Annotated in this window: 27 protein-coding genes and 2 pseudogenes; 5 read left to right on the top strand and 24 right to left on the bottom strand. The window is 69.5% G+C overall.

What is annotated here, in order from left to right; translation table 11 throughout:
- Window positions 1–43: 43 nt before the first annotated feature.
- From ACFWWR_RS29745 to ACFWWR_RS29760, 4 genes and pseudogenes are all read right to left on the bottom strand, one after another.
- Window positions 44–2,614: an ATP-binding protein gene (locus tag ACFWWR_RS29745; protein ID WP_384306327.1), complete on the bottom strand. Its 2,571-nt coding sequence runs from the start codon at window positions 2,612–2,614 to the stop codon at window positions 44–46.
- A 255-nt stretch (window positions 2,615–2,869) separates the two neighbouring features.
- Complete coding sequence (locus tag ACFWWR_RS29750) at window positions 2,870–3,193, bottom strand: STAS domain-containing protein (RefSeq protein ID WP_053753244.1); 324 nt, start codon at window positions 3,191–3,193, stop codon at window positions 2,870–2,872.
- 171 nt (window positions 3,194–3,364) lie between these two features.
- The gene (locus tag ACFWWR_RS29755; RefSeq protein WP_383866909.1) at window positions 3,365–4,213 is read right to left on the bottom strand and encodes a 3-hydroxyacyl-CoA dehydrogenase family protein; all 849 of its coding nucleotides are present in this window, start codon (window positions 4,211–4,213) and stop codon (window positions 3,365–3,367) included.
- A 149-nt stretch (window positions 4,214–4,362) separates the two neighbouring features.
- A pseudogene (locus ACFWWR_RS29760) lies at window positions 4,363–4,585 on the bottom strand (TetR/AcrR family transcriptional regulator); the annotation flags it as partial.
- A gap of 8 nt (window positions 4,586–4,593) precedes the next feature.
- Here ACFWWR_RS29760 and ACFWWR_RS29765 point away from each other — a divergent pair.
- Both ACFWWR_RS29765 and ACFWWR_RS29770 read left to right on the top strand, forming a co-directional pair.
- Window positions 4,594–4,795 (top strand): annotated as a pseudogene (locus ACFWWR_RS29765) (ABC transporter permease); the annotation flags it as partial.
- 13 nt (window positions 4,796–4,808) lie between these two features.
- Window positions 4,809–5,381, top strand: a complete 573-nt coding sequence (locus ACFWWR_RS29770) for a cob(I)yrinic acid a,c-diamide adenosyltransferase (RefSeq protein WP_383866911.1) — start codon at window positions 4,809–4,811, stop codon at window positions 5,379–5,381.
- 2 nt (window positions 5,382–5,383) lie between these two features.
- On the opposite strand, the gene ACFWWR_RS29775 is transcribed toward ACFWWR_RS29770, so the two are convergent.
- Window positions 5,384–5,578, bottom strand: coding sequence for a DUF5708 family protein (locus ACFWWR_RS29775; protein ID WP_383866913.1), 195 nt, complete (start codon window positions 5,576–5,578; stop codon window positions 5,384–5,386).
- Window positions 5,575–6,162: a hypothetical protein gene (locus ACFWWR_RS29780; RefSeq protein ID WP_384306330.1), complete on the bottom strand. Its 588-nt coding sequence runs from the start codon at window positions 6,160–6,162 to the stop codon at window positions 5,575–5,577. The genes ACFWWR_RS29775 and ACFWWR_RS29780 overlap by 4 nt, the downstream gene beginning before the upstream one ends.
- Window positions 6,163–6,314: 152 nt before the next feature.
- On the opposite strand from ACFWWR_RS29780, the gene ACFWWR_RS29785 reads away from it, so the two are divergent.
- From ACFWWR_RS29785 to ACFWWR_RS29795, 3 genes are all read left to right on the top strand, one after another.
- Window positions 6,315–7,472 (top strand): sensor histidine kinase, encoded by a 1,158-nt coding sequence (locus ACFWWR_RS29785; RefSeq protein WP_383866917.1) that lies wholly within the window; start codon window positions 6,315–6,317, stop codon window positions 7,470–7,472.
- Entirely contained in the window at window positions 7,469–8,119 is a 651-nt protein-coding gene (locus ACFWWR_RS29790) for a response regulator (RefSeq protein ID WP_383866919.1), read from the top strand. Before ACFWWR_RS29785 ends, ACFWWR_RS29790 begins: the two co-directional genes overlap by 4 nt.
- Before the next feature lie 115 nt (window positions 8,120–8,234).
- Window positions 8,235–10,058, top strand: coding sequence for a glycosyl hydrolase family 18 protein (locus ACFWWR_RS29795; RefSeq protein WP_383866921.1), 1,824 nt, complete (start codon window positions 8,235–8,237; stop codon window positions 10,056–10,058).
- A gap of 9 nt (window positions 10,059–10,067) precedes the next feature.
- On the opposite strand, the gene ACFWWR_RS29800 is transcribed toward ACFWWR_RS29795, so the two are convergent.
- From ACFWWR_RS29800 to ACFWWR_RS29885, 18 genes are all read right to left on the bottom strand, one after another.
- Window positions 10,068–10,514 (bottom strand): DUF2550 domain-containing protein, encoded by a 447-nt coding sequence (locus ACFWWR_RS29800; protein WP_383866923.1) that lies wholly within the window; start codon window positions 10,512–10,514, stop codon window positions 10,068–10,070.
- Window positions 10,515–10,656: 142 nt separating this feature from the next.
- On the bottom strand, window positions 10,657–11,031 hold the full coding sequence (locus ACFWWR_RS29805) for a F0F1 ATP synthase subunit epsilon (protein ID WP_266433771.1): 375 nt from the start codon (window positions 11,029–11,031) through the stop codon (window positions 10,657–10,659).
- 131 nt (window positions 11,032–11,162) lie between these two features.
- The gene (atpD, locus tag ACFWWR_RS29810) at window positions 11,163–12,599 is read right to left on the bottom strand and encodes a F0F1 ATP synthase subunit beta (protein ID WP_383866925.1); all 1,437 of its coding nucleotides are present in this window, start codon (window positions 12,597–12,599) and stop codon (window positions 11,163–11,165) included.
- A complete protein-coding gene (locus ACFWWR_RS29815) occupies window positions 12,599–13,513 on the bottom strand; it encodes a F0F1 ATP synthase subunit gamma (RefSeq protein WP_383866927.1) in 915 nt (304 codons plus the stop codon). Before ACFWWR_RS29815 ends, atpD begins: the two co-directional genes overlap by 1 nt.
- A 21-nt stretch (window positions 13,514–13,534) precedes the next feature.
- On the bottom strand, window positions 13,535–15,130 hold the full coding sequence (gene atpA / locus ACFWWR_RS29820) for a F0F1 ATP synthase subunit alpha (RefSeq protein WP_383866929.1): 1,596 nt from the start codon (window positions 15,128–15,130) through the stop codon (window positions 13,535–13,537).
- A 123-nt stretch (window positions 15,131–15,253) separates the two neighbouring features.
- Window positions 15,254–16,069, bottom strand: coding sequence for a F0F1 ATP synthase subunit delta (locus ACFWWR_RS29825; RefSeq protein ID WP_383866930.1), 816 nt, complete (start codon window positions 16,067–16,069; stop codon window positions 15,254–15,256).
- The gene (locus ACFWWR_RS29830; protein ID WP_383866932.1) at window positions 16,066–16,626 is read right to left on the bottom strand and encodes a F0F1 ATP synthase subunit B; all 561 of its coding nucleotides are present in this window, start codon (window positions 16,624–16,626) and stop codon (window positions 16,066–16,068) included. The genes ACFWWR_RS29825 and ACFWWR_RS29830 overlap by 4 nt, the downstream gene beginning before the upstream one ends.
- A gap of 42 nt (window positions 16,627–16,668) precedes the next feature.
- The gene (gene atpE / locus ACFWWR_RS29835) at window positions 16,669–16,890 is read right to left on the bottom strand and encodes an ATP synthase F0 subunit C (protein WP_004925497.1); all 222 of its coding nucleotides are present in this window, start codon (window positions 16,888–16,890) and stop codon (window positions 16,669–16,671) included.
- Window positions 16,891–16,965: 75 nt separating this feature from the next.
- Window positions 16,966–17,790 (bottom strand): F0F1 ATP synthase subunit A, encoded by an 825-nt coding sequence (gene atpB, locus ACFWWR_RS29840; protein WP_345560838.1) that lies wholly within the window; start codon window positions 17,788–17,790, stop codon window positions 16,966–16,968.
- A 225-nt stretch (window positions 17,791–18,015) separates the two neighbouring features.
- Window positions 18,016–18,450, bottom strand: a complete 435-nt coding sequence (locus tag ACFWWR_RS29845; RefSeq protein ID WP_383866935.1) for a hypothetical protein — start codon at window positions 18,448–18,450, stop codon at window positions 18,016–18,018.
- A gap of 312 nt (window positions 18,451–18,762) precedes the next feature.
- Window positions 18,763–20,073 carry an MraY family glycosyltransferase gene (locus ACFWWR_RS29850; protein ID WP_383866937.1) on the bottom strand — a complete coding sequence of 437 codons (1,311 nt, stop codon included), beginning with the start codon at window positions 20,071–20,073 and terminating at the stop codon, window positions 18,763–18,765.
- A 129-nt stretch (window positions 20,074–20,202) separates the two neighbouring features.
- On the bottom strand, window positions 20,203–21,444 hold the full coding sequence (glyA, locus tag ACFWWR_RS29855; protein ID WP_383866939.1) for a serine hydroxymethyltransferase: 1,242 nt from the start codon (window positions 21,442–21,444) through the stop codon (window positions 20,203–20,205).
- Between the two features lie 68 nt (window positions 21,445–21,512).
- Complete coding sequence (locus ACFWWR_RS29860) at window positions 21,513–22,190, bottom strand: protein-tyrosine-phosphatase (RefSeq protein WP_383866941.1); 678 nt, start codon at window positions 22,188–22,190, stop codon at window positions 21,513–21,515.
- Window positions 22,187–22,834, bottom strand: coding sequence for an L-threonylcarbamoyladenylate synthase (locus ACFWWR_RS29865; RefSeq protein WP_030596966.1), 648 nt, complete (start codon window positions 22,832–22,834; stop codon window positions 22,187–22,189). The genes ACFWWR_RS29860 and ACFWWR_RS29865 overlap by 4 nt, the downstream gene beginning before the upstream one ends.
- A 64-nt stretch (window positions 22,835–22,898) precedes the next feature.
- Complete coding sequence (gene prmC / locus ACFWWR_RS29870) at window positions 22,899–23,744, bottom strand: peptide chain release factor N(5)-glutamine methyltransferase (protein WP_217239356.1); 846 nt, start codon at window positions 23,742–23,744, stop codon at window positions 22,899–22,901.
- Window positions 23,745–23,790: 46 nt separating this feature from the next.
- The gene (gene prfA, locus ACFWWR_RS29875) at window positions 23,791–24,867 is read right to left on the bottom strand and encodes a peptide chain release factor 1 (protein ID WP_383866943.1); all 1,077 of its coding nucleotides are present in this window, start codon (window positions 24,865–24,867) and stop codon (window positions 23,791–23,793) included.
- A 109-nt stretch (window positions 24,868–24,976) separates the two neighbouring features.
- Window positions 24,977–25,198 (bottom strand): 50S ribosomal protein L31, encoded by a 222-nt coding sequence (gene rpmE, locus ACFWWR_RS29880; protein WP_383866945.1) that lies wholly within the window; start codon window positions 25,196–25,198, stop codon window positions 24,977–24,979.
- A 158-nt stretch (window positions 25,199–25,356) separates the two neighbouring features.
- Entirely contained in the window at window positions 25,357–26,493 is a 1,137-nt protein-coding gene (locus tag ACFWWR_RS29885; protein WP_384306333.1) for an LCP family protein, read from the bottom strand.
- Window positions 26,494–26,642: the final 149 nt, after the last annotated feature.

Below are 26,642 nucleotides of genomic sequence, written 5' to 3' on the forward strand. Positions count from 1 at the left end.
GGACCGGGCCCTTCCGTGCTGTGCCTGCGCGCCTGTACGGGCGTCAGATCACCGACTCCGCGCTGCTCGGGGAGCCGGCCTCGCTGGTCTCCGGGGCGCCGGCGGAGCTGCTCGTCTCCACCGGTGAGGACGCCGGGCCGCCGCTGGCCGAGTCGGAGGTCGCCGGGGAGGAGGCCGGCGGGCTCGTCGGTGTCGGCGGCGTCGACGGGGACGTCGAAGTCGACGGCGGCGTCGACGGGGACGTGGAAGTGGTCGGCGGCTTCGTCGGCGAGGTCGTCGGCGGGGACGAGGACGGCGGCTTCGTCGTCGACGGCTTGGACGGCGAGCTCGACGAACCGCTGCTCGGCCCCTGCGTCCCGCTCGGCCGGTCGGACGGCTCTGCCGGGTCCGTGGGCGTCGGGTCGTCGGAGGTGCCGTACGTGCCGTCCGGGCCCGGATCGGTCGGGCGGCTGGTGGCCGCACCGGTGTCACCGGAGCCGTCGTCGTTCTTCGGCACGTCCGCGCCCAGGCTGCCGTCGTTCAGGCCCTGGCTGGCCGACGGGTTGACGCCGACCTGGTCGGACGGGTTGTTGGGGTCGTTCTCCGAGGTCGCCCCGAGCGTCACCACCGTGCCGAGCACGGCCACCAGCAGCGCGCCCGCGCCGGCCGCCACGAGGTTGCGCCGGGCGAGGCCCTTGAGGCCGCCCCGGGCCTTGTGCGACGCCCCTGACGGAAGCGGTGCCGGCGACGACGTCTGATAGGTGACCAGCGTGGAGCTGTCGGCCGGCCGCTGAAGCTGGGGAAACGCCGCCGGGACGCCGCCAGGAGGCGACTGCGACTCCTCGTACCGGGCGTCCGGCACCTCCTCCCCCGCCATCGCGGCGAAGGCGGGCACGGTGCCCGAGCGGTCGGCGACCAGGGCGAGGGCCCGGCGCCCGGCGACGGCGCCGCGCTTGTCGGCGAGGGTGCCGCGCAGGCCGATGGAGGCCTCCAGTTCGGCACGGGCCCGGTCGAGCTGTCCTCCGCAGAGCGCGAGGATGCCCAACTCGTGGTGGAAGTAGGCCTGTTCCCACACGTCCCCGGCGAGCCGGGCGGCCTCGGCGCCGGAGCGCAGCGTCCGCTCCCAGGCGCTCCAGTGCCCACCCGCGGCGAACGCGGGTGCCGCCGTGCGGGCCAGCTGCACGGTGGCGCTCTCCTCGTCCTCGGCGGGCGGTGTCGTGCCCGGCGCGAGGAGAGCGAGGGCGGCGAGCAGGGCGTCCGCCTCGGCGCACACCCGCTCGGGGGTGACCGAGGGGTGACCGGCCCACCAGGCGTAGTGCCGGGCGGCTGTGCGGGCGCCGGCCTCGACGTCGTCGCCGTAGCCGGCGGCCTCCAGCTGGGTCTGCACGCCGGCGGCGAGGCGGTAGCGGGAGCCGACCGGGGAGACCAGGCCGCAGGAGACCAGCTCGCCGAGGGCGGCGTCCGCGTGGGTGTCGCCGACGAGGGCAGGCAGGTGCGCCTGGTGGGGTACCTCGCCGCCGAGCGCGACGGCGAACCGCAGGGTGGCACGCGCCGAGTCGCTGAGCCGGGTGGCGAGCAGCGGGGCGGGCGCGGCGGCCTCCCCGAGCGCGGGCAGGGGTACGTTCTCGCCCTCGTCCGGGGCGGAGGACGGGTCCGCGGATGTGCCGAAGGGCGCGTCGACCGGTGTGGCGTCGGCGAAGACGCCGAACTCGCCGGCGGCACCGGCTCCGGCCCGCAGTCGGTCGCGGTGCCGCAGCAGCGCCCCGGCCTGGACGAACCGCAACGGCAGGCCCTCGGACTCGAACCAGAGGTCGCCGGCCCAGTTGGCTTCTTCCTCCGTGAGGACGCGGTCGACGGCGCGTTCCAGGAGTTCCACGCCGTCGGCGCGCTCCAGTCCGCCGAGGAAGACCTCTTCGAGGGCGGAGTCGGCGGACGGGGCGGGCACGTCGGGCGTGGCCGCGACCAGGAAGGCGCACTCGGGCGTGGCGTCCAGCAGCTCGTCCAGGGCGGCGCCGCCGAACTCGATGTCGTCGAGGACGACGACAGCGCCGATCTCACGGACGTAGGAGAGCAGTTCGTCCCGGTCCGGTCGGTGCAGGGGCGCGTCGTGAACGGCGTAGAACAGGTCGTGGAGCAGGTCGCTCGACGTGCGGCGGTAGCCGCTCAGGCGGACGACGCCGTCGGGGGCGAGGTCCGCGCAGTCCTCGGCGACGACGTCGAGAAGGCTGGTGCGGCCGGAGCCGGCCGGGCCGGTGAGGCGTACGGAGCGGCCGCGGGCGAGCAGCCGTACCAGCCGCTCGCGCTCCTCCTGGCGGGCCAGGAGCGGCAGCTCCGGCCGGGTCGGGCCGGGCGGCACCGGTGGTCTGGCCGCGCGGGCGACCTCTGCGCGTTCGGCCGCGCCGAGCTTCTCGGGACGGCCGGGGCGCTCGCCCGGCGGGCAGGCCTCTATCTCGCTGCCGTCGACCGGGTTGACGGTGAGCAGGTAGTCGCCCGCGACGAGCTGCACCGTGCGGGCGAGTGCGGGCGCGTGCTGCCCGAAGTCCGATGTGAGGGAGTCCCTGGGCGGCCTCCGGCTCGACGCGTGGGCGTCACCGTCGTGGCCGTACTCCTCGGGCTCCCGGTTGTTCGGGTCCATAAGGTCAAGCCCCCCAAAAGCGTCGTGTGCCAGCTCCGGCCCCTCCCGGCCTGTTGCACACCGCGCTGTCGCTTCTGGTCCGGGCCCGCTCGAGGGTAGTCAGCAGCGGGCGACCGAACCCTAAACCTTTGCACAGTATCTACGACAGCCCGGGGTCCCGCGCCGTCCGAGACGTCACAGTCTCATGAGGATTGCGCACGACGTGTGTTTCGCAACCGGAAACTCCCGGCCGCCTTGCCCCACCTGTACCGGACGTCACACCCGGGGCAGTGACTCCACCCCGATACCGCCCTCGATCGCGAGGATCCGGTGCAGTCGCGTGGCGACCAGCAGGCGCTGCATCTGCGGCGGTACGCCGCGCAGCACGAGCCGTCGGCCGCAGCGGCCGGCGCGCCGGTGTGCCCCCATGATCACTCCGAGGCCGGTGGCGTCCCAGGAGTCCAGCTCGGACAGGTCGAGCACCAGGTCGCCGACTCCGTCGTCGACGGCCGTGTGCAGGACCGTACGGGCGTCCGCCGCGCTGCGGACGTCGAGGCGGCCCCCGACGACCAGCTCGGCGTGGTCGCCCCTGATGTACATATGCGCTCCCCGTGCGTCGTCTCGTGCTCCGCGGAAGTGAAAGGCCGGTGATGCAACCTCTGACTGCGTTGGACGGTCAGAGGTTGCCGTCCGTAAGCGAACCGATACCGAATTCACCCGGGGGTGTGATGCCCCAGGGGCCTGTGCGGTTTCGGGTTGATCGGTGCTTGATCAGTGCTTGTAGAAGCCCTGCCCGCTCTTGCGCCCGATGTCACCGGCGTCAACCATCCGGCGCATCAGCTCCGGTGGGGCGAACTTCTCGTCCTGGGACTCGGTGTAGATGTTGCTGGTGGCGTGCAGCAGGATGTCGACGCCGGTGAGGTCCGCCGTGGCGAGCGGCCCCATCGCGTGGCCGAAGCCCAGCTTGCAGGCGAGGTCGATGTCCTCGGCGGTGGCCACGCCCGACTCGTACAGCTTCGCCGCCTCGACGACGAGCGCCGAGATGAGACGGGTCGTCACGAAGCCGGCCACGTCACGGTTGACGACGATGCAGGTCTTGCCGACGGACTCGGCGAACTCCCGTGCGGTGGCGAGGGTTTCGTCGCTCGTCTTGTAGCCGCGCACCAGCTCGCACAGCTGCATCATGGGGACCGGCGAGAAGAAGTGCGTGCCGACCACGCGCTCCGGGCGCTCCGTCGCGGCCGCGATCTTGGTGATCGGGATGGCGGAGGTGTTGGAGGCGAGCACGGCGTCGTCCCGCACGATCTTGTCGAGGGCGCCGAAGATCTCGTGCTTGACCTCGAGCTTCTCGAAGACGGCCTCGACGACGATGTCGGCGTCGGCCACGGCGTCCAGGTCGGTGGTCGTGGTGATCCGGGCGAGGGCGGCGTCGGCGTCGTGCGCCTCCAGCCTGCCCTTGCTCACGAACCTGTCGTACGAGGCCTTGATGCCGTCGGTGCCACGCTTGAGTGCCGCCTCGGTGACGTCACGCAGGACGACGTCCCAGCCCGCCTGCGCGGAAACCTGGGCGATACCGGAACCCATCAGGCCGGCGCCGATGACGGCAAGCTTCCGTGCCACTGTGCGACTCCCCTTTGAATGACTGCACACGAGCGCTTACAGGCTGTTGACGATTGCCTCTCCGGCGGACCCTAGCGAAGGTGAGGGGCTGTGTGACCGGTAAGTAATGCGCGTCACGTCTCATCTGACGGACATCACACCGGCACGGCTCAGCGCTCTCCTCGTACGGCGTAGTTGAGCACCTTCTCGCCCAACAGGTCCTCGATGTCGCCGAGAAGCACGAGCACCTCTCGTGACACTTCGTCCGGATTGCGCCCGGCCACCATCTCACGGCCGGCGGCGACGAGGACGGTCCGGCCGATCCGGCGGATCTGACCGGCGATCAGGCCCGGCAAGCGGGTCCTCGGACGTCGCACCGACGTCCTCCCTGAGCGCCCCAGCTGTCGATGACGCCGGCGCCGGGCAGGTTGGACCTTTTGTCGCACTTCATGCCGTTCCGTCGTCCGGCGGACGCTGTGCGGGAGGCGTACGCCGGCTCGGGCGCGTCGGCCGCCCGAGCTTTACGGCGTCCTGGTGGCCCTCGGCCTCGCCGCGTCGGCCGTGACAGTGGGCACACGGGTCTTCCGGACGTCCGGAGCGTAATTAGGCTGACGTCATGGTCAATCTGACGCGCATCTACACGAAGACCGGCGACAAGGGCACCACCAACCTCGGTGACATGAGCAGGGTCGCCAAGACCGACGTCCGGATCACCGCGTACGCCGACGCGAACGAGGCGAACGCGGTGATCGGCACGGCGATCGCGCTGGGCGGGCTGGACGAGGAGATCGTCAAGGTCCTGACCCGGGTGCAGAACGACCTGTTCGACGTGGGCGCGGACCTGTCGACGCCGGTGACGGAGAAGCCGGAGTTCCCGCCCCTGCGGGTGGAGCAGTTCTACGTCGACAAGCTGGAGGCGGACTGCGACCGCTTCAACGAGCGGCTGGAGAAGCTCCGCTCCTTCATCCTCCCGGGGGGAACCCCGGGTGCGGCCCTCCTCCACCAGGCATGCACGGTCGTACGGCGGGCCGAGCGGTCCACGTGGGCGGCGATGGAGGTGCACGGCGAGGTGATGAACCCGCTCACCGCGACCTACCTCAACCGCCTGTCCGACCTGCTGTTCATCCTGGCGCGGGCGGCGAACAAGGACCAGGGCGACGTCCTGTGGGTGCCGGGCGGCGAACGCTGACGTCAGCCGCCGGCCGGCGGCCGCAGCGCCTGGACCAGTCCCACCAGGACGAGCGCTCCCCCGACGCACATCATCACCACGCCGACCTTCGTCAAGGTCACGACCGAGGTCTGGACATCCCCGGTGAACAGCCACAGCACCAGGCCGACCCCGAAGGTGCCGACGCCCTCCAGCAGGTTCTTCATCGCCTTGCTCATCGCCGGGCACTCTCCTTCATAAGGCTGGTCCGGTGTTCCGGCTGGGTTCCCGCCGGTGCCTTCTTCGGCCAGATCAGATACGCCAGCGCGACCAGGCCGTGGATGCCGGCGGCCCTGAGCGCGGCTCCTTGGAAGGCGCGCAGGGACGAGACGTCACCGGAGTCGCCGACGTACCAGACCGCTCCCTGGAGCAGGGCGCACGCCACCGCCGCGGCCAGGAGCGTCCGCAGCCAGAGGCGGCCCTCGTGCCGGGCCCGCGCCATGCCGTACCGCGGAGGGCCCACGGGCTTCGGCGCGCCGCCGAGGCGGTGGGCCGCGTGGCCGTCGAGCCAGCGGATCGTGTAGTGGCCGTAGGCGACGGTGTAGCCGATGTAGAGCGCCGCCAGACCGTGTTCCCAGCTCGGTTCGGCGCCGTTCTTCAGGTCGATCGCCGTCACGACGAACAGGACCAGCTCCAGCACCGGCTCGCACAGCAGCAGCACCACGCTCGTCCGGCGCCTCTTCAGCAGATAGCGGACGGCCAGGCCCAGCGCCAGCAGCACCCAGAATCCGACCTCGCAGGCGATGATCAACGCGACGATCACGGTTCGCTCCCTTCGGTCACCTTTCCAGGCTCCCGGCGGGATCCGGGCGAGGCGTCGTCGGCGGTGACGAAGTCGCGGTACATCGAAGGATGCAGTACGGGACCGTCCCCGGGAAGCACGCGTGCGGCGCGCGGGCCGTGTTGGATGGAGCCATGGCCCCGCGACCGCCCCGACCGCACCGCTTCGACGTGTGCGTCGCCGGCACCGGACTGCTCTGCGGTGTGCTGGTGTGGGCGCTCGGCCTGTACTCCAACCCCGGACGGACCGTGCCCGGAGCGTGGGTGCTCGCGCCGCTCGCCGTGATGTCCGCGCTGGAGCTGCTGCGCCGGACCAGGCCCCAGCTGGCCCTCTCCGTCGGGACCGTCATGGTGGTCGCCGACCAGTTCACCCGCGGCAACATCGTGACGGTCACCATGTACACGGACCTGATGTACGCGGCCGCCCTGTACGGCAGTCCGTCCGCCGCCCGCCGCCTGCCCGTCACCACGGGACTGGTCACGGTGGGCGTGACGATCGGGTTCGTGGCCTGGTGGCGGGTACCGGAGGCGTTGCTCATCGGGTTCGTGACCGGCGTGGTGTCCTTCGCCCCGGCCGCCACCGGCGCCCTGGTCCGCTCTCACCGCGACGCCGCCGAGACGGCCCGGCTGCGCGCCGACCAGACCGCGCTGCTCGCCGAGATGGACCGCTCCCAGGCGGTCGTCGCCGAGCGCTCCCGGATGGCCCGCGAACTGCACGACCTGGTCGCGGGCCATCTCTCCGCGATCGCCATCCACTCCACGGCCGCGCTCTCCCTGAACGACCCCGCGACCTCCCGGGACGCGCTCGGTGTCATCCGTGAGAACAGCGTCGAGGGGCTGGCCGAGATGCGGCGGCTCATCGGCATCCTGCGCGACAGCAGCGGCGACCTCGAACCGGCCGCCGCCCCGACGCTCGACGGCCTCGGCTCCCTGGTCGAGGGCGCCCGCGCCAACGGCCTCGACATCACCCTCGACACCGAGTACGGCCCGCTGCCCGCGCCGGTCGAACTCGCCGCCTACCGCATCGTCCAGGAGTCGCTGACCAACGCCCTCAAACACGCCTGCCCCGGCCGCGTCACCGTGGCGCTCGCCCAGCGGGACGGCTCGCTGACCGTTGCGGTCACCAGCCCGTACGGCGACCGGGACGGCCCGCGCGCACCGGGCTCGGGCGCCGGACTCGTCGGCATGCGGGAGCGGACGGCGCTGCTGGGCGGCACGTTCGAGGCCGGCCCCGAGGACACGCTCTGGACCGTACGCGCCACGCTTCCCCTCACTCAAGGAGACCCCGCATGAGCCGACCCGTCCGGGTCCTTGTCGCCGAGGACCAGTCGGCCGTCCGCGCCGGACTGGTCCTCATCCTGCGCAGCGCCCCCGACATCGAGGTGGTCGGCGAGGCCGCGGACGGTGAGCAGGCGGTGGCACTGGCCCGCGAACTGCGGCCCGACGTGGTGCTGATGGATGTTCAGATGCCGCGTCTGGACGGGGTGTCGGCGACCCGCCGGGTCGTCGCGGAGAACCTTGCCGACGTGCTGGTGCTGACCACCTTCGACCTCGACGAGTACGTCTTCGGCGCGCTGCGGGCGGGGGCCGCCGGGTTCCTGCTGAAGAACACGGAGGCGAAGGACCTCATCGAAGCCGTCCGCACGGTGGCCCGCGGCGAGGGCATCGTCGCACCGGCCGTCACCCGGCGCCTGATCGCCGAGTTCGCGGCGAAGCCGGTACGGGAACCGGGGGCCGACCCGGCGATCCTCGACTCCCTCACCCGCCGGGAGCGCGAGGTGCTGTCCTGCCTCGGCGAGGGGATGTCCAACGCCGGCATCGCGGCGCGCCTCGACATGGCCGAGGCCACGGTGAAGACGCACGTCAGCCGGCTGCTGGGGAAGCTGGAGCTGCGCAGCCGGGTCCAAGCGGCCGTGCTCGCACAGGAGTTGGGCATCTGAAGCCACTTCAGGAGTACTGGTCCAGACCTATTGACCTATGGTCCAGACCTTTCTATTCTCGCGGCACCGTGGGCGTGAAGGCTCAGTCGCGCCCCCAACCCAGAGGAGGCGCCGCATGCGCTTCAGACACAGAGCCGCGGCAGCGTTCGCGACACTGATGCTCCCCTTCGCCGGCCTGGTCGGCCTCGCGAGCCCCGCCCAGGCCGCGACGTCCGCCACCGCCACCTACACCAAGGCCTCCGACTGGGGCACCGGCTTCGAGGGCAAGTGGACGGTGAAGAACACCGGCACCACCTCCCTCAGCTCCTGGACCGTCGAGTGGGACTTCCCCTCCGGTACGTCCGTCACCTCCGCCTGGGACGCCGACGTCACGTCGTCCGGCACCCACTGGACCGCCAGGAACAAGTCCTGGAACGGCACCCTCGCCCCCGGCGCCTCCGTCTCCTTCGGCTTCAACGGCACCGGCTCCGGCTCCCCCGCCAACTGCAGGCTCAACGGGGGCGGTTGCGACGGCACCACCGTCCCCGGCGACGCGGCCCCCTCCGCCCCCGGCACCCCTACCGCCTCCGACGTCACCAACACCTCCGTGAAACTGGCCTGGAGCGCGGCCACCGACGACAAGGGCATCAAGAACTACGACGTCCTGCGCGACGGTGCGAAGATCGCCACCGTGACGACGACCTCGTACACCAGCACCGGCCTCACCGCCGGCACCGCCTACTCCTACTCCGTCCAGGCCCGCGACACCGCCGACCAGACCGGCCCGGTCAGCGGCGCGGTCGCCGTCCGCACCACCGGCGGCACCACCGACCCGCCGCCCACCGGCTCCAAGACCAAGCTCGGCTACTTCACCGAGTGGGGCGTCTACGGCCGCAACTACCACGTCAAGAACCTGGTGACCTCGGGCTCGGCCGCGAAGATCACCCACATCAACTACGCGTTCGGCAACGTCAAGGACGGCAAGTGCGTCGTCGACGACACCTACGCCGCCTACGACAAGGCCTACACCGCCGACCAGTCCGTCAGCGGCACCGCCGACACCTGGGACCAGCCGCTGCGCGGCAACTTCAACCAGCTGCGCCAGCTCAAGGCCAAGTACCCACACATCAAGGTGCTGTACTCCTTCGGCGGCTGGACCTACTCCGGCGGCTTCGCCCAGGCCGCCGCCAACCCGGCCGCCTTCGCCGCCTCCTGCAAGGCCGTCGTGGAGGACCCGCGCTGGGCCGACGTGTTCGACGGCATCGACATCGACTGGGAGTACCCGAACGCCTGCGGACTGACCTGCGACACCTCAGGCCCCGCGGCCTTCAGGAACCTGATGCAGGGCCTGCGCTCGGCGTTCGGCTCGAACTACCTGGTCACCGCCGCCATCACCGCCGACGGTTCCTCCGGCGGCAAGATCGACGCGGCCGACTACGGCGGCGCCGCCCAGTACCTCGACTGGTACAACGTGATGACGTACGACTACTTCGGCGCTTTCGACGCGGACGGCCCGACCGCCCCGCACTCGCCGCTCACCTCGTACTCCGGCATCCCGGCCGCGGGCTTCAACTCCGCCGACGCGATCGCCAAGCTGAAGTCGAAGGGCGTCCCGTCCGCCAAGCTCCTGCTCGGCATCGGCTTCTACGGCCGAGGCTGGACCGGCGTCACCCAGTCCGCCCCCGGCGGCACGGCGACCGGTGCGGCACCCGGTACCTACGAGGCGGGCATCGAGGACTACAAGGTGCTCAAGACGTCCTGCCCGGTCACTGGCACCGTCGCGGGCACGGCGTACGCGCACTGCGGCAGCAACTGGTGGTCCTACGACACGCCCTCGACGATCGCCGGGAAGATGACCTGGGCCAAGAACCAGGGCCTGGGCGGCGCGTTCTTCTGGGAATTCAGCGGTGACACCGCGGGCGGCGAGCTGGTGAGCGCCATCAACAACGGGCTGTCGTAAAGAGGCTCGCTAGGCGACGTTGACGCGCTGTCCGGGCGGGGCTGCCTCCAGCCACGCGAGGAAACCGGTCAGCGCGTCCTCGCTCATGGCGAGCTCGAGACGCGTGCCCCGGTGCAGACAGGTGAGGATGATCGCGTCGGAGAGCAGTGCCAGCTCCTCCTCGCCCTCGGGGAGGCGGCGGCCCGCCACCTCGATCAGGGAGCGCTCCAGGACGCGGCGCGGGCGGTAGGCGTAGGAGAAGACGCGGTACCACTCGACGCGGTCGCCGTTGTAGCGGGCGACACCATAGCTCCAGCCCTTGCCGCTGGTGTCCGGCTTCTCGGAGACGTCCCAGCGCAGGGAACAGTCGAAGGTGCCGCCGGAGCGCTGGATGAGCCTGCGACGCAGACCGAAGACGAACAGCCCCAGTGCCACCAGGGCCACGACGATTCCGCACACAGTCAGAGCGAGGACCATCGACACCGACCTCCTCGTCTCCTAGGTACCCGGAAAAGGTAACGGAACGGAAAAAACATCCATATCTGCCTCAGCCGCGGTCGGCTCCGGATTGCTCCGGTGCCGGCCGCGGCTGAGTGACGTCATCGCATCCGCGCTGGGATCAGCGCGCCGCCGCCGCTCGCAGTCGAACGTCCGCACGACGCTCGGCGTGGGCGTCGCCCTCCGCCTTCGCGCGCTCGAGCTCGCGCTCCGCGCGCTGGACGTCGATCTCGTCCGAGAGCTCGGCGATCTCGGCCAGCAGCGACAGCTTGTTGTCGGCGAACGAGATGAAACCGCCGTGCACCGCGGCGACGACCGTTCCACCATCACTCGTACGGATGGTCACCGGGCCCGACTCCAGCACACCGAGCAGCGGCTGGTGACCGGGCATGACGCCGATGTCGCCGGACGTGGTGCGCGCGACGACCAGGGTGGCCTCGCCGGACCAGACCTCTCGGTCGGCCGCGACCAGCGCGACGTGCAGCTCAGCAGCCAAGGTGGCTCCTCGGGTCACCACCCGGCGGGTCTGCCGGGTGTTGGTTACAAGTCTAGTGGGCGTGGATGAGGGGGCGGGACGCGCCCGCCCCCTCATACGAACTCAGAGCTCAGAACTCTTCAGGTCCGAGTTCAGGAGACGCCCAGCTCCTTCGCGTTCTTCTTCAGGTCCTCGATGCCACCGCACAGGAAGAACGCCTGCTCCGGGAAGTGGTCGTACTCACCGTCGATGATCGCGTTGAAGGCCGCGATCGACTCGTCCAGCGGGACGTCCGACCCGTCGACGCCGGTGAACTGCTTGGCGACGTGGGTGTTCTGGGACAGGAAGCGCTCCACGCGACGGGCACGGTGGACGGTGAGCTTGTCCTCCTCGCCCAGCTCGTCGATACCGAGGATCGCGATGATGTCCTGAAGGTCCTTGTACTTCTGAAGAACCGACTTGACGCGCATCGCGGCCGCGTAGTGGTCCGCCGCGATGTAGCGGGGGTCCAGGATGCGGGACGTGGAGTCCAGCGGGTCCACGGCCGGGTAGATGCCCTTCTCGGAGATCGGACGGGACAGAACCGTCGTCGCGTCGAGGTGGGCGAAGGTGGTGGCCGGGGCCGGGTCGGTCAGGTCGTCCGCGGGGACGTAGATCGCCTGCATCGAGGTGATCGAGTGACCACGGGTCGAGGTGATGCGCTCCTGGAGGAGACCCATCTCGTCGGCCAGGTTCGGCTGGTAACCCACCGCGGAGGGCATACGGCCGAGCAGGGTCGAGACCTCGGAGCCGGCCTGCGTGAAGCGGAAGATGTTGTCGATGAAGAACAGCACGTCCTGCTTCTGCACATCGCGGAAGTACTCCGCCATGGTCAGACCGGCCAGGGCCACGCGCAGACGGGTGCCCGGGGGCTCGTCCATCTGACCGAAGACAAGAGCGGTCTTGTCGATGACGCCCGACTCGGACATCTCCTCGATGAGGTCGTTGCCCTCACGAGTGCGCTCGCCGACACCGGCGAACACGGAGACACCGTCGTGGTTGTTGGCGACGCGGTAGATCATCTCCTGGATGAGCACCGTCTTGCCGACGCCGGCACCGCCGAACAGACCGATCTTTCCACCCTTGACGTACGGGGTGAGAAGGTCGATGACCTTGACGCCGGTCTCGAACATCTCGGTCTTCGACTCGAGCTCGTCGAAGCGCGGGGCCTTGCGGTGGATGGACCAGCGCTCGCCCTCGTACTGCTCGTCGACGTTCAGCACCTCACCGAGAGTGTTGAACACCTTGCCCTTGGTGAAGTCGCCGACCGGAACGGTGATGCCCGTGCCGGTGTCGGTGACCGCGGCCTGGCGGACCAGACCGTCGGTGGGCTGCATCGAGATGGTACGGACCAGGCCGTCACCCAGGTGCTGGGCGACCTCCAGGGTCAGCGTCTTCTTCGCACCGTCCTGGGCCGGGTCGGCCACCTCGACGTGCAGAGCGTTGTAGATCTCCGGCATCGCGTCGACGGGGAATTCCACGTCGACGACCGGGCCGATGACCCGGGCGACGCGGCCCGTGGCAACGGCCGTCTCAACTGTCGTCGTCATTACCTGTCACTCCCCGCGGTCGCGTCGGCCAAGGCTGCGGAGCCACCGACGATCTCGCTGATTTCTTGGGTGATTTCGGCCTGGCGGGCCGCGTTGGCAAGTCGGGAGAGCGTGGTGATGAGATCTCCCGCGTTGTCGGTGGCCGACTTCATCGCGCGGCGCGTGGCGGCGTGCTTGGAGGCGGCCGACTGGAGCAGCGCGTTGTAGATACGGCTTTCGACGTACCGCGGCAGCAGGGCGTCGAGGACGTCCTCCGCCGACGGCTCGAAGTCGTACAGCGGAAGGATCTCGCCCTGGGGCGCTTCCTCCGCGACCTCTTCGAGGCGCAGCGGCAGCAGTCGGCTGTCGATCGCCGTCTGCGTCATCATCGAGACGAACTCGGTGTAGACGATGTGGAGTTCGTCCACGCCGCCCTCGGCCGTGTCCTTCTCGATGGCCTCGATCAGCGGACCCGCGACCTTCTTCGCGTCCGCGTAGGTGGGCTGGTCGGTGAAGCCCGACCACGACTCCACGACCTTGCGCTCGCGGAAGTTGTAGTGGGCCAGACCGCGGCGGCCGACGATGTACGTGTCGACCTCCTTGCCCTCGGCCTCGAGGCGGGCGGTCAGCAGCTCCGCCGCCTTGATGGAGTTGGAGTTGAAGGCGCCGGCCAGTCCGCGGTCGCTCGTGAGGAGCAGCACCGCGGAACGGCTCGCCGTCTCCGCCTCCGTGGTCAGCGGGTGCTTGGTGTTCGAGCCGGTACCGACCGCCGTGACCGCGCGGGTGAGCTCGGTCGCGTACGGCGTGGAGGCCGCCACCTTGCGCTGCGCCTTGACGACGCGCGAGGCGGCGATCATCTCCATCGCCTTGGTGATCTTCTTGGTCGCGGTGACGGATCGGATGCGACGCTTGTAGACCCGGAGCTGGGCTCCCATGAGTCAGGTCCCTTCCTTACGTCACTTGGAGACGTTGACGGCCGGGGCGTCCTCGCCGAGCAGCTTGCCGTCCGAGGTCTCGAACTGCTTCTTGAAGTCGGCGATGGCGTCGGCGATGGCCGTCAGCGTGTCGTCGGACATCTTGCCGCCCTCCTTGATGGAGGTCATGAGGCCCTGCTCCTTGCGGTGCAGGTACTCCAGGAGCTCCTTCTCGAAGCGGCGGATGTCGACGACCGGTACGTCGTCCATCTTGCCGGTGGTGCCGGCCCAGACGGAGACGACCTGGTCCTCGGTCGGCATCGGCTGGTACTGAGCCTGCTTGAGCAGCTCGACCAGGCGCTGACCGCGCTCCAGCTGCGACTTCGACGCGGCGTCCAGGTCGGAACCGAAGGCGGCGAACGCCTCCAGCTCACGGAACTGGGCGAGGTCCAGACGCAGACGGCCGGAGACCTGCTTCATCGCCTTGTGCTGCGCGGAACCACCGACTCGGGAGACGGAGATACCGACGTTCAGCGCGGGACGCTGACCGGCGTTGAACAGGTCCGACTCCAGGAAGCACTGGCCGTCGGTGATGGAGATGACGTTGGTCGGGATGAACGCCGAGACGTCGTTGGCCTTGGTCTCGACGATCGGCAGACCCGTCATCGAACCGGCGCCCAGGTCGTCGGAGAGCTTCGCGCAGCGCTCCAGCAGACGGGAGTGCAGGTAGAAGACGTCACCCGGGTAGGCCTCACGGCCCGGCGGGCGGCGCAGCAGCAGCGACACGGCGCGGTAGGCGTCGGCCTGCTTCGACAGGTCGTCGAAGATGATCAGGACGTGCTTGCCCTCGTACATCCACTGCTGGCCGATGGCCGAGCCGGTGTACGGCGCCAGGTACTTGAAGCCGGCCGGGTCAGACGCCGGGGCGGCGACGATGGTCGTGTACTCCAGCGCGCCGGCCTCGTCGAGGGCGCCACGCACGGAGGCGATGGTCGAGCCCTTCTGACCGATGGCGACGTAGACGCAGCGGACCTGCTTCTTCGGGTCGCCCGAGCGCCAGTTGTCACGCTGGTTGATGATCGTGTCGACGGCCAGGGCGGTCTTGCCGGTCTGGCGGTCACCGATGACCAGCTGACGCTGGCCACGGCCGATCGGGGTCATCGCGTCGACGGCCTTGTAGCCGGTCTCCATCGGCTCGTGCACCGACTTACGGGCCATGACGCCCGGGGCCTGCAGCTCAAGGGCGCGTCGGCCGCTGGTCTCGATCTCGCCGAGGCCGTCGATCGGGTTGCCGAGCGGGTCGACAACGCGGCCGAGGTAGCCCTCGCCGACGGCCACGGACAGGACCTCGCCGGTGCGCGTGACCGGCTGGCCCTCCTCGATGCCGCTGAACTCGCCGAGGACGACCGCACCGATCTCACGCTCTTCGAGGTTCAGCGCGAGGCCGAGGGTGCCGTCCTCGAACTTCAGCAGCTCGTTCGCCATGGCCGAGGGCAGGCCCTCGATCTTGGCGATACCGTCGCCGGCGACGGTGACCGTTCCGACCTCCTCGCGCGAGGCCGCGTCCGGCTTGTACGACTGGACGAAGTTCTCCAGCGCGTCCCGGATCTCCTCCGGCCGGATCGTGAGCTCCGCCATCTGGGTTCCCTGCTCTCCTTGTTGGGCCCGAAGTTTCACTTTGGGGTCTGGGGGCGACCCCCAGGATTCTTCTGCACGGCCCAACACGGGCCGTAATAAGTACGTACTGCTATTAAGTTGCCGCTAGCCCGCCATGCGGCGGCCGGCGTCCTCGATACGGTCCGCGATGGAGCCGTTGATGACCTCGTCGCCGACCTGCACCCGGATCCCGCCGAGGACCTCGGGGTCCACGTCGATGTTGAGGTGCATCGGGCGGCCGTAGAGCTTCGCGAGGGCGGCACCCAGGCGCTGCTTCTGCGGGTCGCTCAGCGGTACCGCCGAGGTGACGACGGCCACCATGCGGTCCCGGCGCTCGGCGGCGAGCTTGGACAGGGACTCCAGTCCCGCTTCCAGGCTACGTCCCCGCGGCGCGGTAACAAGGCGCGTCACCAGACGCTCGGTGGTCGCGGTGGCCCGGCCGCCGAGCAGGCTGCGCAGCAGCTCGCTCTTGGACGAGACGCCCGCCTTGCGGTTGGTCAGCGCGGCGCGCAGCTCGGTGGCCGAGGCGACGATCCGGCCGAACCGGAACAGCTCGTCCTCGACACTGTCGAGCGTGCCCGCCTTCTGCGCGGCGGTGAGGTCGGCGAGGGCCGCCAGCTGCTCCAGGGCGTCCACCAGGTCGCGCGACTGCGACCAGCGGGAACGCACCAGGCCGGACACCAGGTCGACGGTCTGACCGCCGACCTGGGAGCCGAGCAGGCGCTGGGCCAGTTCGGCCTTGGCCTCGCCGGACTGCGCCGGGTCGGTCAGGACCCGACGCAACGACACCTCGCGGTGCAGCAGCGCGGTGACGGCGGCCAGCTCGTCGGCGAGCGAGCCGGCGTCCACGGACGTGGAGTCCGTCAGCGCGTCGAGACGCTCGCGTGCGGCTGCCAGGGCCTCGCGGCTCGCTCCGTTCATCGCGTGGCCTCGGCCTTCGAAGCCGCGTCGTCGAGCCCGTCGAGGAAGCGGTCGATCACACGGCTCTGCCGGGCGTGGTCCTCGAGGGACTCGCCGACAAGCTTGCCGGCCAGTTCGGTCGCGAGCTTGCCGACGTCCTGGCGCAGCGCGGACGCGGCGGACTTGCGGTCGGCCTCGATCTGGGCGTGACCGGCGGCGACGATCTCCTCGCGCTGCCGCTGGCCTTCCGCGCGCATCTCGGCGATGAGCGTGGCACCCTGCTCCTGCGCCTCCTGGCGCAGGCGCGCGGCCTCGTGGCGGGCCTCGGCGAGCTGTGCCTTGTACTGCTCAAGGACGCTCTGGGCCTCGGTCTGTGCGGCCTCGGCCTTCTCGATACCGCCCTCGATGGCCTCGCGACGCTCTTCCAGAACCTTGTTGATGGTCGGGAGGAGCTTCTTGGCGAGGAAGCCGAAGACGATGACGAAAGCGATGAGGCCGATGACAACTTCCGGCCACGGCGGGATGAGGGGGTTCTCCTTCTCACCCTCAGCCGCCAGGAAAACCAGGGCGGATGTCACATCAGTGCCTTTCGTCGACAGGTTCGGTCGTCAGGGTTCGTCTTAGTAGACGAACGGCATGACGAGACCGATCAGGGCGAGCGCCTCACAGAACGCGAAGCCCAGGATCTGGTTGGCGCGGATGAGGCCGGCCGCCTCGGGCTGGCGGGCGAGGGCCTGGGTGCCGTTACCGAAGATGATGCCAACGCCGACGCCGGGGCCGATGGCCGCAAGACCGTAACCGACGGAACCGAGGTCACCGGTGACAGCAGCAAGGTTGGACATGCCAGTTCTTCCTTCTCTTTACGGACCGGTGGGGGTTGGCCACCGGACGACTCTGGGGGTTCGAAAGCGGGGTGCTCAGTGGTGCTCGGCGAGCGCGCCCTGGATGAAGGTGCAGGTCAGGAGGACGAAGACGTACGCCTGAACCGCCTGGATGAAGAGCTCGAAGGCCGTCATCACGATGACCATCACGAACGAGACGGCGGAGTAGGCGATGCCGATGCCGTTCAGCATGTACCAGCTGGCGATCGTGAAGAGCAGCAGCAGGGTGTGGCCGGCGAACATGTTCGCGAACAGTCGCACCGCGTGCGTGAACGGGCGGACCAGCAGGTTCGAGAAGAACTCGATGGTCATGGCGAGCGGGAGCACCGGGCCCAGCGACTTGTCGTAGCCGGTGAAGTTCTTGAAGGCGCCCACGAAGCCGTGCCGCTTGAAGGTCAGCGAGACCCAGGTGATGTAGACGATCAGGGCCAGGATCGCCGGGTAGGCGATGATCGACGTCACCGGGAAGGCGGCGACCGGGATGATCGACCAGAGGTTCATCATCCAGATGAAGAAGAACAGGGAGACGGCGAGCGGAACGTACTTCTCGCCTTCCTTCTTACCGATCGTCTCGTAGACGATGCCGCGGCGTACGAAGTCGTAGCCGGCCTCGGCGACCATCTGGAGCTTGCCGGGCACGAGCTTCGGCCTGGCGAACGCGGCCCAGAAGAAGCCCACGATGATGATGGATCCCAACAGGGCCAGCAGCATCGGCTTGTTGAAGTAGAGGCCGTTGCCGTCGGCGTCGCCCAAGAGCGGCTCGAACAGGAACGAGTGCAGGCCCGGAGCCGGGAAGCCACAACCGTCGAACAGGTGGCAGTCGGTCTCGAAGGCGAGCGTCTGCGTCGGGTCAGCACTCACCGCGGGCTCCTTCAGCGTGGCGCATAGGTACGGCAACCTCGTTGTGTCGGCGCGGCGCGCAGCCGCGGTTCGGCACGGGACTGGTGTTTCGGATGTGGGGGCGGCTGGGGGGCATCTCGCCTCGCGATTGAGCAGGCGTCAGCTCAGATGCCCGCGCCCGCGATGCCGCAGTTGGCACCGGACGATAGCAGCATCTCTGTAGCGCCCTTATCCCGGCCCTACCCCTCACGACGAGTGCCCCGTCTTTTCGGGCTTGTCGCCCGAAGACTCGGGCTCCACGTAGAGGATCTTGGCCTTCATGTGGGCGCGCGTCTGTGCGGCGATCCATACGAGGGTGCCGACGACGAGCGCGATCGCGAAGGCCCGGGCGTTGAACAGCGTCGTGTTCTTGAAGGCCGCGAGGAAGATGAACAGCAGCAGGATCTGTGCCGCGTACAACATCAGGCCCATGGCCTGGAAAAGGTGCGGAAGCGATTTGGCAGTGCGCTGCAGAACGTAGAGGCCGATCCCCATGAAGAGGATCACGATCAGCGTCGCGACGCCCGCCCCGATCGCTCCCTTACCACCGGCGACCACACCACTGACGACGGCGGCTACAGCGCCGACGGCAGCTGTGGGCACAGCGGCCTGGAGCAGGATCCGGACGTCGTTGGACGGCATGGCGGCAACTCCGCTTTCACAGGGGGGCAGGGGTGTCGTCATGGACGAGCGTAGTCCCGGGCTGAGGGTGTACCTCACGCCAATGGACCGTCGCACTGCGGTCCTTCGGCTCTATCCGGGGTTCTCGTGAACCGTATCACAAACTATTTGATGCGGTCTTTACCAAGTGGGTGTGCCTGCTGTCACACATGAGAGTGACAGTGCGCGTCTGTGCAGGAACCGGGGCGACTTGTCTGGTATTGGGGAACTTTGCTTCCACTTTGCTTCCCCACGACTTGGCAATGCTCTAGTCAGATTCTTACCTTGTCCCTGTCAGCGCGACGTCCCGGCCTTGCGCCCGTCCAGAAGACGTGCACGGCCACCGAGGGCGGTCGCTCCGTTGACGCCCGACACCCCGGCGGCCACGGGAGCGCGGCTCTCCCCCTCCACCACGGCCGTCGGCGCGGGCTCCTCGGCGTCCGCCCGGCGGCGGTAGCGCGGCGGCACGAAGTGCTGGGCCCAGCGCGGGGCGCGCGGCGTGAAGCGGGGCAGCAGGAGCAGCAACAGCCCGATCGCGCTGAGGAACACGACACCGAGCACGATCCACATGGACGCCGAGTTCACCGAGTAGGCGAGCGCGCCGAAAGCGATCAGCGCCGACCAGAAGTACATGATCAGGACGGCCCTGCTGTGCGAGTGGCCGACCTCCAGCAGGCGGTGGTGCAGGTGGCCGCGGTCCGCCGCGAACGGCGACTGGCCGCGCCAGGTGCGGCGCACGATGGCGAGGATCAGGTCGGCGGCCGGGATCGCGATGATGGTCAGCGGCATCAGCAGCGGGATGTAGATCGGCACCATCTGGTGCACCGCGCTGCGCTCGGACCCGCCGAACAGGTTGTCCGGGTCGACCTGACCCGTGATGGAGATCGCGCCGGCGGCCAGCACCAGTCCGATCAGCATCGAGCCCGAGTCGCCCATGAAGATCCGCGCCGGATGCATGTTGTGCGGCAGGAAGCCCACGCACATGCCCATCAGGATCGCCGCGAACAGCGTGGCCGGGGCGGCCGCCTCGATGCCGTACGAGTACCAGATGCGGTAGGCGTACATGAAGAACGCGGCCGCCGCGATGCACACCATGCCGGCGGCGAGGCCGTCGAGGCCGTCCACGAAGTTGACCGCGTTGATGGTGATGACGACCAGCGCCACCGTCAGCAGGGTGCCCTGCCACTGGGTCAGCGCGACCGTGCCGACGCTCGGGATCGGCAGCCACAGGATCGTCAGACCCTGCATGACCATCACGCCCGCGGCGATCATCTGGCCGCCCAGCTTGATCAGGGCGTCGATCTCGAACTTGTCGTCCAGGACGCCGATCAGCCAGATGACAGCCGCTCCGGAGAGCAGCGCGCGCGGCTCGTTCGACTTCTCGAAGACCTGGTTCAGATTGGTCAGGTGGTCCGCGACCAGCAGGCCCGCACACAGCCCGAAGAACATCGCGATCCCGCCGAGCCGCGGAGTGGGTTCCCGGTGCACGTCACGCGCCCGGATCTCCGGCATCGCCCCGGCCGCGATCGCGAACTTCCGTACCGGCCCTGTCAGCAGATACGTCACCGCGGCCGTGACGCAGAGCGTCAGCAGGTATTCACGCACGGGCTTCCCCACAGGTCTCGCTGGCCATCTCAGTCCCACACCCTAGCGATGCGCGCATAGGGGTGAGGACTTCCGGGTAGCGACGATGGTTGCACGTGTGGCTGTGCACTGATCAGCGCCTACCCAGGTTCAGCCGGGATACGGCGGAAATCCCCCGGCCAGCTCCCGCACTTCTCCACGGGCCTTCTGGCTCTCCACGTCACCCCTGAGGACCTGCGCGAACAGTGCGGCGATCCGCACCATCTCCGCCTCCCCCATGCCCTGCGTGGTCACGGCCGCGGTGCCGAAGCGCAGGCCGCGGACGTCGGCGTGCGGCAGCGCACAGCAGTCCAGCACCATCCCGGCCGCCGCGAGCCGGCCGCGCGCGGTGCGGCCGTCGACGCCGAGCGGCGCCGGATCGGCCGTCACCAGGTGGGTGTCGGTCCCGCCGGTGGTGACGACGAGCCCCTCGGCGGCGAGCCTCGCCGCCAGCACCCGGGCGTTGGCGACCACCTGATGGGCGTACGCCGTGAAGGCCGGTGTCGCCGCCTCGCCGAACGCGACGGCCTTGGCGGCGATGGTGTGCATCTGGGCGCCGCCCTGGGTGAAGGGGAACACCGCGCGGTCGACCCGCTCGGCGAGATCGGCGCCGCACAGGATCATGCCGCCGCGCGGACCGCGCAGCACCTTGTGGGTGGTGGCGCACACGACGTCGGCGTACGGCACCGGGTTCGGCGCCGCTCCCCCGGCGACGAGACCGATGGGGTGGGCGGCGTCCGCGATCAGGTAGGCACCCACCTCGTCGGCGACCTCCCGGAAGTAGGCGTAGTCGATGTGCCGGGGATAGGCGATGGAACCGCACACGATCGCCTTGGGCCGGTGCGTACGGGCGAGGGTGCGTACCTGGTCGTGGTCCATGAGCCCGGTCTCCGCGTCCACCCCGTACCCCACGAAGTCGAACCAGCGGCCGGAGAAGTTGGCGGGCGAGCCGTGCGTGAGGTGGCCGCCGTAGGGCAGCCCGAGGGCGAGCACGGTGTCGCCGGGGCGCAGCAGGGCGGCATACGCGGCCAGCACGGCCGACGAGCCCGAGTGGGCCTGCACGTTGGCATGCTCGGCCCCGAACAGCGCCTTCGCCCGCTCCACGGCGATCCGCTCGGCGACGTCGACGATCTCGCAGCCGCCGTGGTACCGGCCACCGGGGTACCCCTCCGCGTACTTGTTGGCGAGGGGCGAGCCGAGGGCGGCCAGCACGGCCGGCGAGGAGAAGTTCTCGGCGGCGATCAACTGCAGCGTCGTCGACTGCCTGTCGGCCTCCCCGAGCAGGATCTCGGCCAGCTCGGGGTCCTGCCGCCGCAGGACGTCGGCGGTCTCAGGGGCATGGGTGACCGACATGGTGGGCTCCGGGCGTCGACGGGGACGTACGTCCAATGTAGGCCCGGGACGGGTGGGGTGCTCGGTCGTTACGCCTTTGCGGGGACGCCCGTGAGCGCCGTGACGACCGGATCCAGCGCCTGGTTTATCTCGTCCCCGATCGACCGGAAGAACGTCAGCGGGGCGCCGTACGGGTCGTACACCTCGTCCGCCTCGGCCGTCGGGGCCAGCAGCCACCCGCGTAGAGCCGCTGCCGCACGGACCAGGGCGCGGGCGCGGGCCACCATGCCGTCCTCCAGGGGAGGCAGGGTCGCGGGGTCGATCGCCTTCACCAGGCGGGTGAACTCCTTCAGGGTGAAGGTGCGCAGGCCCGCGGAGTGGCCCATGGAGATGACCTGGGCGCGGTGGTCACGGGTCGCCGTCAGGACCAGGTCGGCCCTGATGACGTGTTCGTCGAGCAGTTCGCGGCCGGTGAAGCCGGAGGCGTCCGCGCCGAAGTCGGCCAGCACGGTCTCCGCGTTGGCCTCCATGGGCGCGCCCTCGTGGCCCCAGGTGCCGGCGCTCTCCACGATCAGCCCGCCCCACCGGGGGTCGCCGAGCCGGTCCGCCAGGGCATGGCGAGTCAGCCGCTCGGTGATCGGTGAGCGGCACACGTTGCCGGTGCTGACGTGGAGGATGCGGAAGCTGTCGAGCGGGAGGCCCTGTTCGAACAGGCTTCCCGCCCCTTCCCCGTTGCCTATGCCACGCCCCGCGTCAGGGGCCGTCAATTCGCCACCTCGAGGTCGGGTACGACCTTGCGCAGCTCGTCCGCCGAGATCGCGCCCGCGCGCAGCAGCAGGGGCACCTCACGCGTGACGTCGACGATCGAGGACGGGACGTTGCCGGGCGTCGGACCGCCGTCCAGGTACACGGAGACCGAGTCGCCGAGCATCTCCTGCGCCGCGTCACAGTCCTCCGGCGCCGGGTGACCCGTCAGGTTCGCGGAGGAGACGGCCATGGGGCCGACCTCGGTCAGCAGCTCGATGGCGACCGGGTGCAGCGGCATGCGCACGGCGACCGTGCCACGGGTGTCCCCGAGGTCCCACTGGAGGGACGGCTGGTGCTTGGCGACCAGCGTGAGCGCGCCCGGCCAGAAGGCGTCGACCAGCTCCCAGGCCAGCTCGGAGAAGTCCGTGACCAGGCCGTGCAGGGTGTTCGGGGAGCCGATGAGGACAGGGGTGGGCATGTTGCGGCCCCGGCCCTTGGCCTCCAGCAGGTCGTGGACCGCTTCCGAGGAGAACGCGTCGGCGCCGATGCCGTACACCGTGTCGGTCGGCAGCACCACGAGCTCGCCACGGCGGACGGCGGACGCGGCCTCGCGCAGACCGGTCGAGCGGTCGGTCGCGTCGTTGGTGTCGTATCGCCGTGCCATGTCTAGCGGGCCTCCTCGTACACGAAGTACACGTACTGCTGCGGGTCGAAGATGTGCGGGGCGCTCACGGCGTCGCCTTGCGGGCGGTCGCGAAGCGCGGGCGGTTGTTGAGGTCGGGGTGGTCGGCCGCGTCGGCCCAGCCCCGCTCCTCGGTGAAGATCCACGGCACCTGGCCGCCCTGGGTGTCGGCGTGTTCGATGACGACGACACCGCCCGGGCGAAGGAGCCGGTGTGCGGTGCGTTCGATGCCGCGGATCAGGTCGAGGCCGTCCTCCCCCGAGAACAGGGCGAGTTCGGGATCGTAGTCCCGCGCCTCGGGAGCGACGTACTCCCATTCGGTGAGCGGGATGTACGGCGGGTTGGAGATGACCAGGTCGACCTGGCCGTCGAGGTCCGGGAAGGCGTCCAGGGCGTTGCCCTGACGCAGGTCGACCCTGGACCCCTCCATGTTCTTCCGCGTCCACCTCAGGGCGTCCTCGGACAGCTCCACGGCGTGCACACGCGAGCGCGGGACCTCCTGGGCGAGGGCGAGGGCGATCGCGCCCGACCCGGTGCACAGGTCGACGATCAGCGGCTCGACCACGTCCATCGCGCGTACGGCGTCTATGGCCCAGCCGACCACCGACTCGGTCTCGGGACGCGGGACGAACACCCCTGGCCCGACCTGGAGTTCCAGATACCGGAAGAAGGCCCGGCCGGTGATGTGCTGCAGCGGTTCGCGCTGCTCACGCCGGGCGATGACCTCCCAGTAGCGGGCGTCGAAGTCGGAGTCCTTCACGGAGTGCAGCTCGCCCCGCTTCACGCCGTGCACGAACGCGGCGAGCTCCTCCGCGTCGTTGCGCGGCGAGGGCACGCCGGCGTCGGCCAGCCGCTGGGTGGCCTGGGCCACCTCTGCGAGCAGCAGGTTCACGCAAGTCCTCCGTGTCGTCCTCGTGCGTGGGTGTGTCCTTACACGCTTACGCGGCCGCCAGCTTCGCTGCCGAGTCCGCGTCGACGCAGGCCTGGATCACCGCGTCGAGGTCGCCGTCCAGGACCTGGTCCAGGTTGTACGACTTGAAGCCGACGCGGTGGTCCGAGATGCGGTTCTCCGGGAAGTTGTACGTGCGGATCTTCTCGGAGCGGTCGACGGTGCGGACCTGGCTGCGGCGGGCGTCGGCGGCCTCACGCTCCGCCTCCTCCTGCGCCGCGGCAAGCAGCCTGGAGCGCAGGATACGCATCGCCTGCTCCTTGTTCTGCAGCTGGCTCTTCTCGTTCTGGCACGAGGCGACGACTCCGGTGGGAATGTGCGTGATGCGCACGGCGGAGTCGGTGGTGTTGACGGACTGGCCGCCGGGACCGGAGGAGCGGTACACGTCGATACGAAGGTCGTTCGCGTTGATCTCGACGTCGACCTCCTCGGCCTCGGGCGTGACGAGGACACCGGCCGCGGAGGTGTGGATACGGCCCTGGGACTCGGTCGCCGGCACCCGCTGCACGCGGTGCACCCCGCCCTCGTACTTCATCCGGGCCCACACGCCCTGCCCGGGCTCGGTGGCACCCTGGCCGCCCTTGGTCTTCACGGCGACGTGGACGTCCTTGTAGCCGCCCAGTTCGGACTCGGTGGCGTCGATGATCTCGGTCTTCCAGCCGACCCGCTCGGCGTACCGCAGGTACATCCGCAGCAGGTCACCGGCGAACAGGGCCGACTCGTCGCCGCCCGCGCCCGCCTTGATCTCGAGGATGACGTCCTTGTCGTCGCTGGGGTCGCGCGGGACGAGGAGGAGGCGCAGCTTCTCGGTCAACTGCTCGCGCTGCTTCTCCAGTTCCTTGACCTCGGCGACGAAGTCCGGGTCGTCGGCGGCGAACTCGCGCGCGGTCTCGATGTCGTCGCCGGTCCGCTTCCAGGAGCGGTACGTGGCGATGATCGGAGTGAGCTCGGCGTACCGCTTGTTCAGCTTGCGCGCGTTCGCCTGGTCCGCGTGGACCGACGGGTCGGCCAGCTTCTTCTCCAGGTCGGCGTGCTCACCGACGAGGTCCTCGACGGCCTCGAACATCTCAGGGCTCCTGTTACTGCGGGTGAAAGGGAAGGCGTGCGACCAAAAACGCCGGTCCCGGTGCGCCCGGATGAGGGGGCGCGACCGTGGACCGGCGAAATGGGGCTCGCTACTTCTTGGAGCCGGCGGCCTTGCCGAAGCGGGCCTCGAAGCGGGCCACACGGCCACCGGTGTCGAGGATCTTCTGCTTGCCCGTGTAGAACGGGTGGCACTCGGAGCAGACCTCGGCACGGATGGTGCCGGAGTCGATGGTGCTGCGAGTGGTGAACGACGCGCCACAGGTGCAGCTGACCTGCGTCTCGAAGTACTGGGGGTGGATGTCGCGCTTCAAGGTGTCTCCTAGTTTCGGGAGGGCGCCGGGTCGCAGCCGCGGGATGCGGAGGCGTGAACCGGAGCCGACGTACCAGTCTGCCAGGACTGGCGCCATCCCCCAAAACCGGGGGGCGGGGCGATCTATTCCCAAGGGCCCGCGAGGGGCGGTACGGCCTGCTACGAAGAGGTCACCACACCGTCGGCGTCGCCGGTGGCGGTGCCCTCGGTGGCCGACTTCGGGATCGCCTTGTCGTTCTCGAGGGCGGTCCACACCTGCTTGGCCTTGGCCTCCTTGACGATCACACGGTTCGGGTTCGCCGGGTCGTACTGGACCGGCATCGTGACCATGTGCATGTTGGAGGCGCTGATGCCCTTCAGGCCCTTGGCGAAGGACATGAGCGAGTTGATCGAGCCCAGGTCGGAGTCGGTCGTCACGGCCTTGGTGGCGGCGTTGGCGAGGTCGTACAGCTTGGTGCCGTCGCCGAACAGGTCGATGTTCTTGACCTGGTTGATCAGCGCCTTGATGAAGGCCTGCTGGAGCTGGATGCGGCCGAGGTCGGAGCCGTCGCCGACGCCGTGCCGGGTACGGACCAGGCCGAGGGCCTGCTCGCCGGTGAGCTTGTGGGTGCCGGCGTCCAGATCGAGGTGGCTGTCGTCGTCCTTGATGTCCTTGGTCGTGGTGACCGTGACTCCGCCGAGCTCGTCGATGATCTTCTCGAAGCCGCTGAAGTCGACCTCGAGGTAGTGGTCCATGCGGATGCCGCTGATGGACTCGACGGTCTTCACCGCGCAGGCGGCGCCCCCGGTCGAGTACGCGGAGTTGAACATCACCTCGGACGCGGCGTCGTGCGTGTCGCCCTTGGTGTCGGTGCACTCGGGCCGGTCGATGATGGTGTCGCGCGGTATGGAGACCACGCTGGCCTTCTTGTGGCCCTCGTAGACGTGCACGATCATCGCGGTGTCGGAGCGGGCGCTGCCGTCGCCGGTGCCGCCGCCGAGCTTCTTGTTGCTGCCGGAACGGGTGTCCGAGCCGAGGACGAGGATGTTCTCGGAGCCGTTGTCGACCTTGGTCGGCCGGTCGGTGCCGAGGGCCGAGTCGATGTCGACGCTCTTGATGTTGCCGTTGAGCTTGAAGTAGAGGTAGCCGGCTCCGCTGCCGCCCAGGACGACGATGCCCGCTGCCGTCCAGGCCATGATGAGGACGCCCTTGCGGCGCCTGCCTCGGGGCTTGCGGCGGCTGCCCTTGGCGCGGTGGCGGCCTGTGGTACCGGGCTCACCCGATATGCCGGACTCCGGCTTGCTCTCGGCGGACATGTTCTCCTCGAATCTCGTCCGTTCGGTTACCCCCTGCTTTCAGGGTCAGGCGCGGTCACGCGAAGTCACGGACCGCACCACTGTTGCTCCGCCCGGTCAGACGGCGAAACCCGGGAAAGGGTTGCACAACGCACTGTGACCACCCTGTG

It is taken from the genome of Streptomyces sp. NPDC058678 (genome assembly GCF_042714835.1).
Classification (GTDB): Bacteria; Actinomycetota; Actinomycetes; order Streptomycetales; family Streptomycetaceae; genus Streptomyces.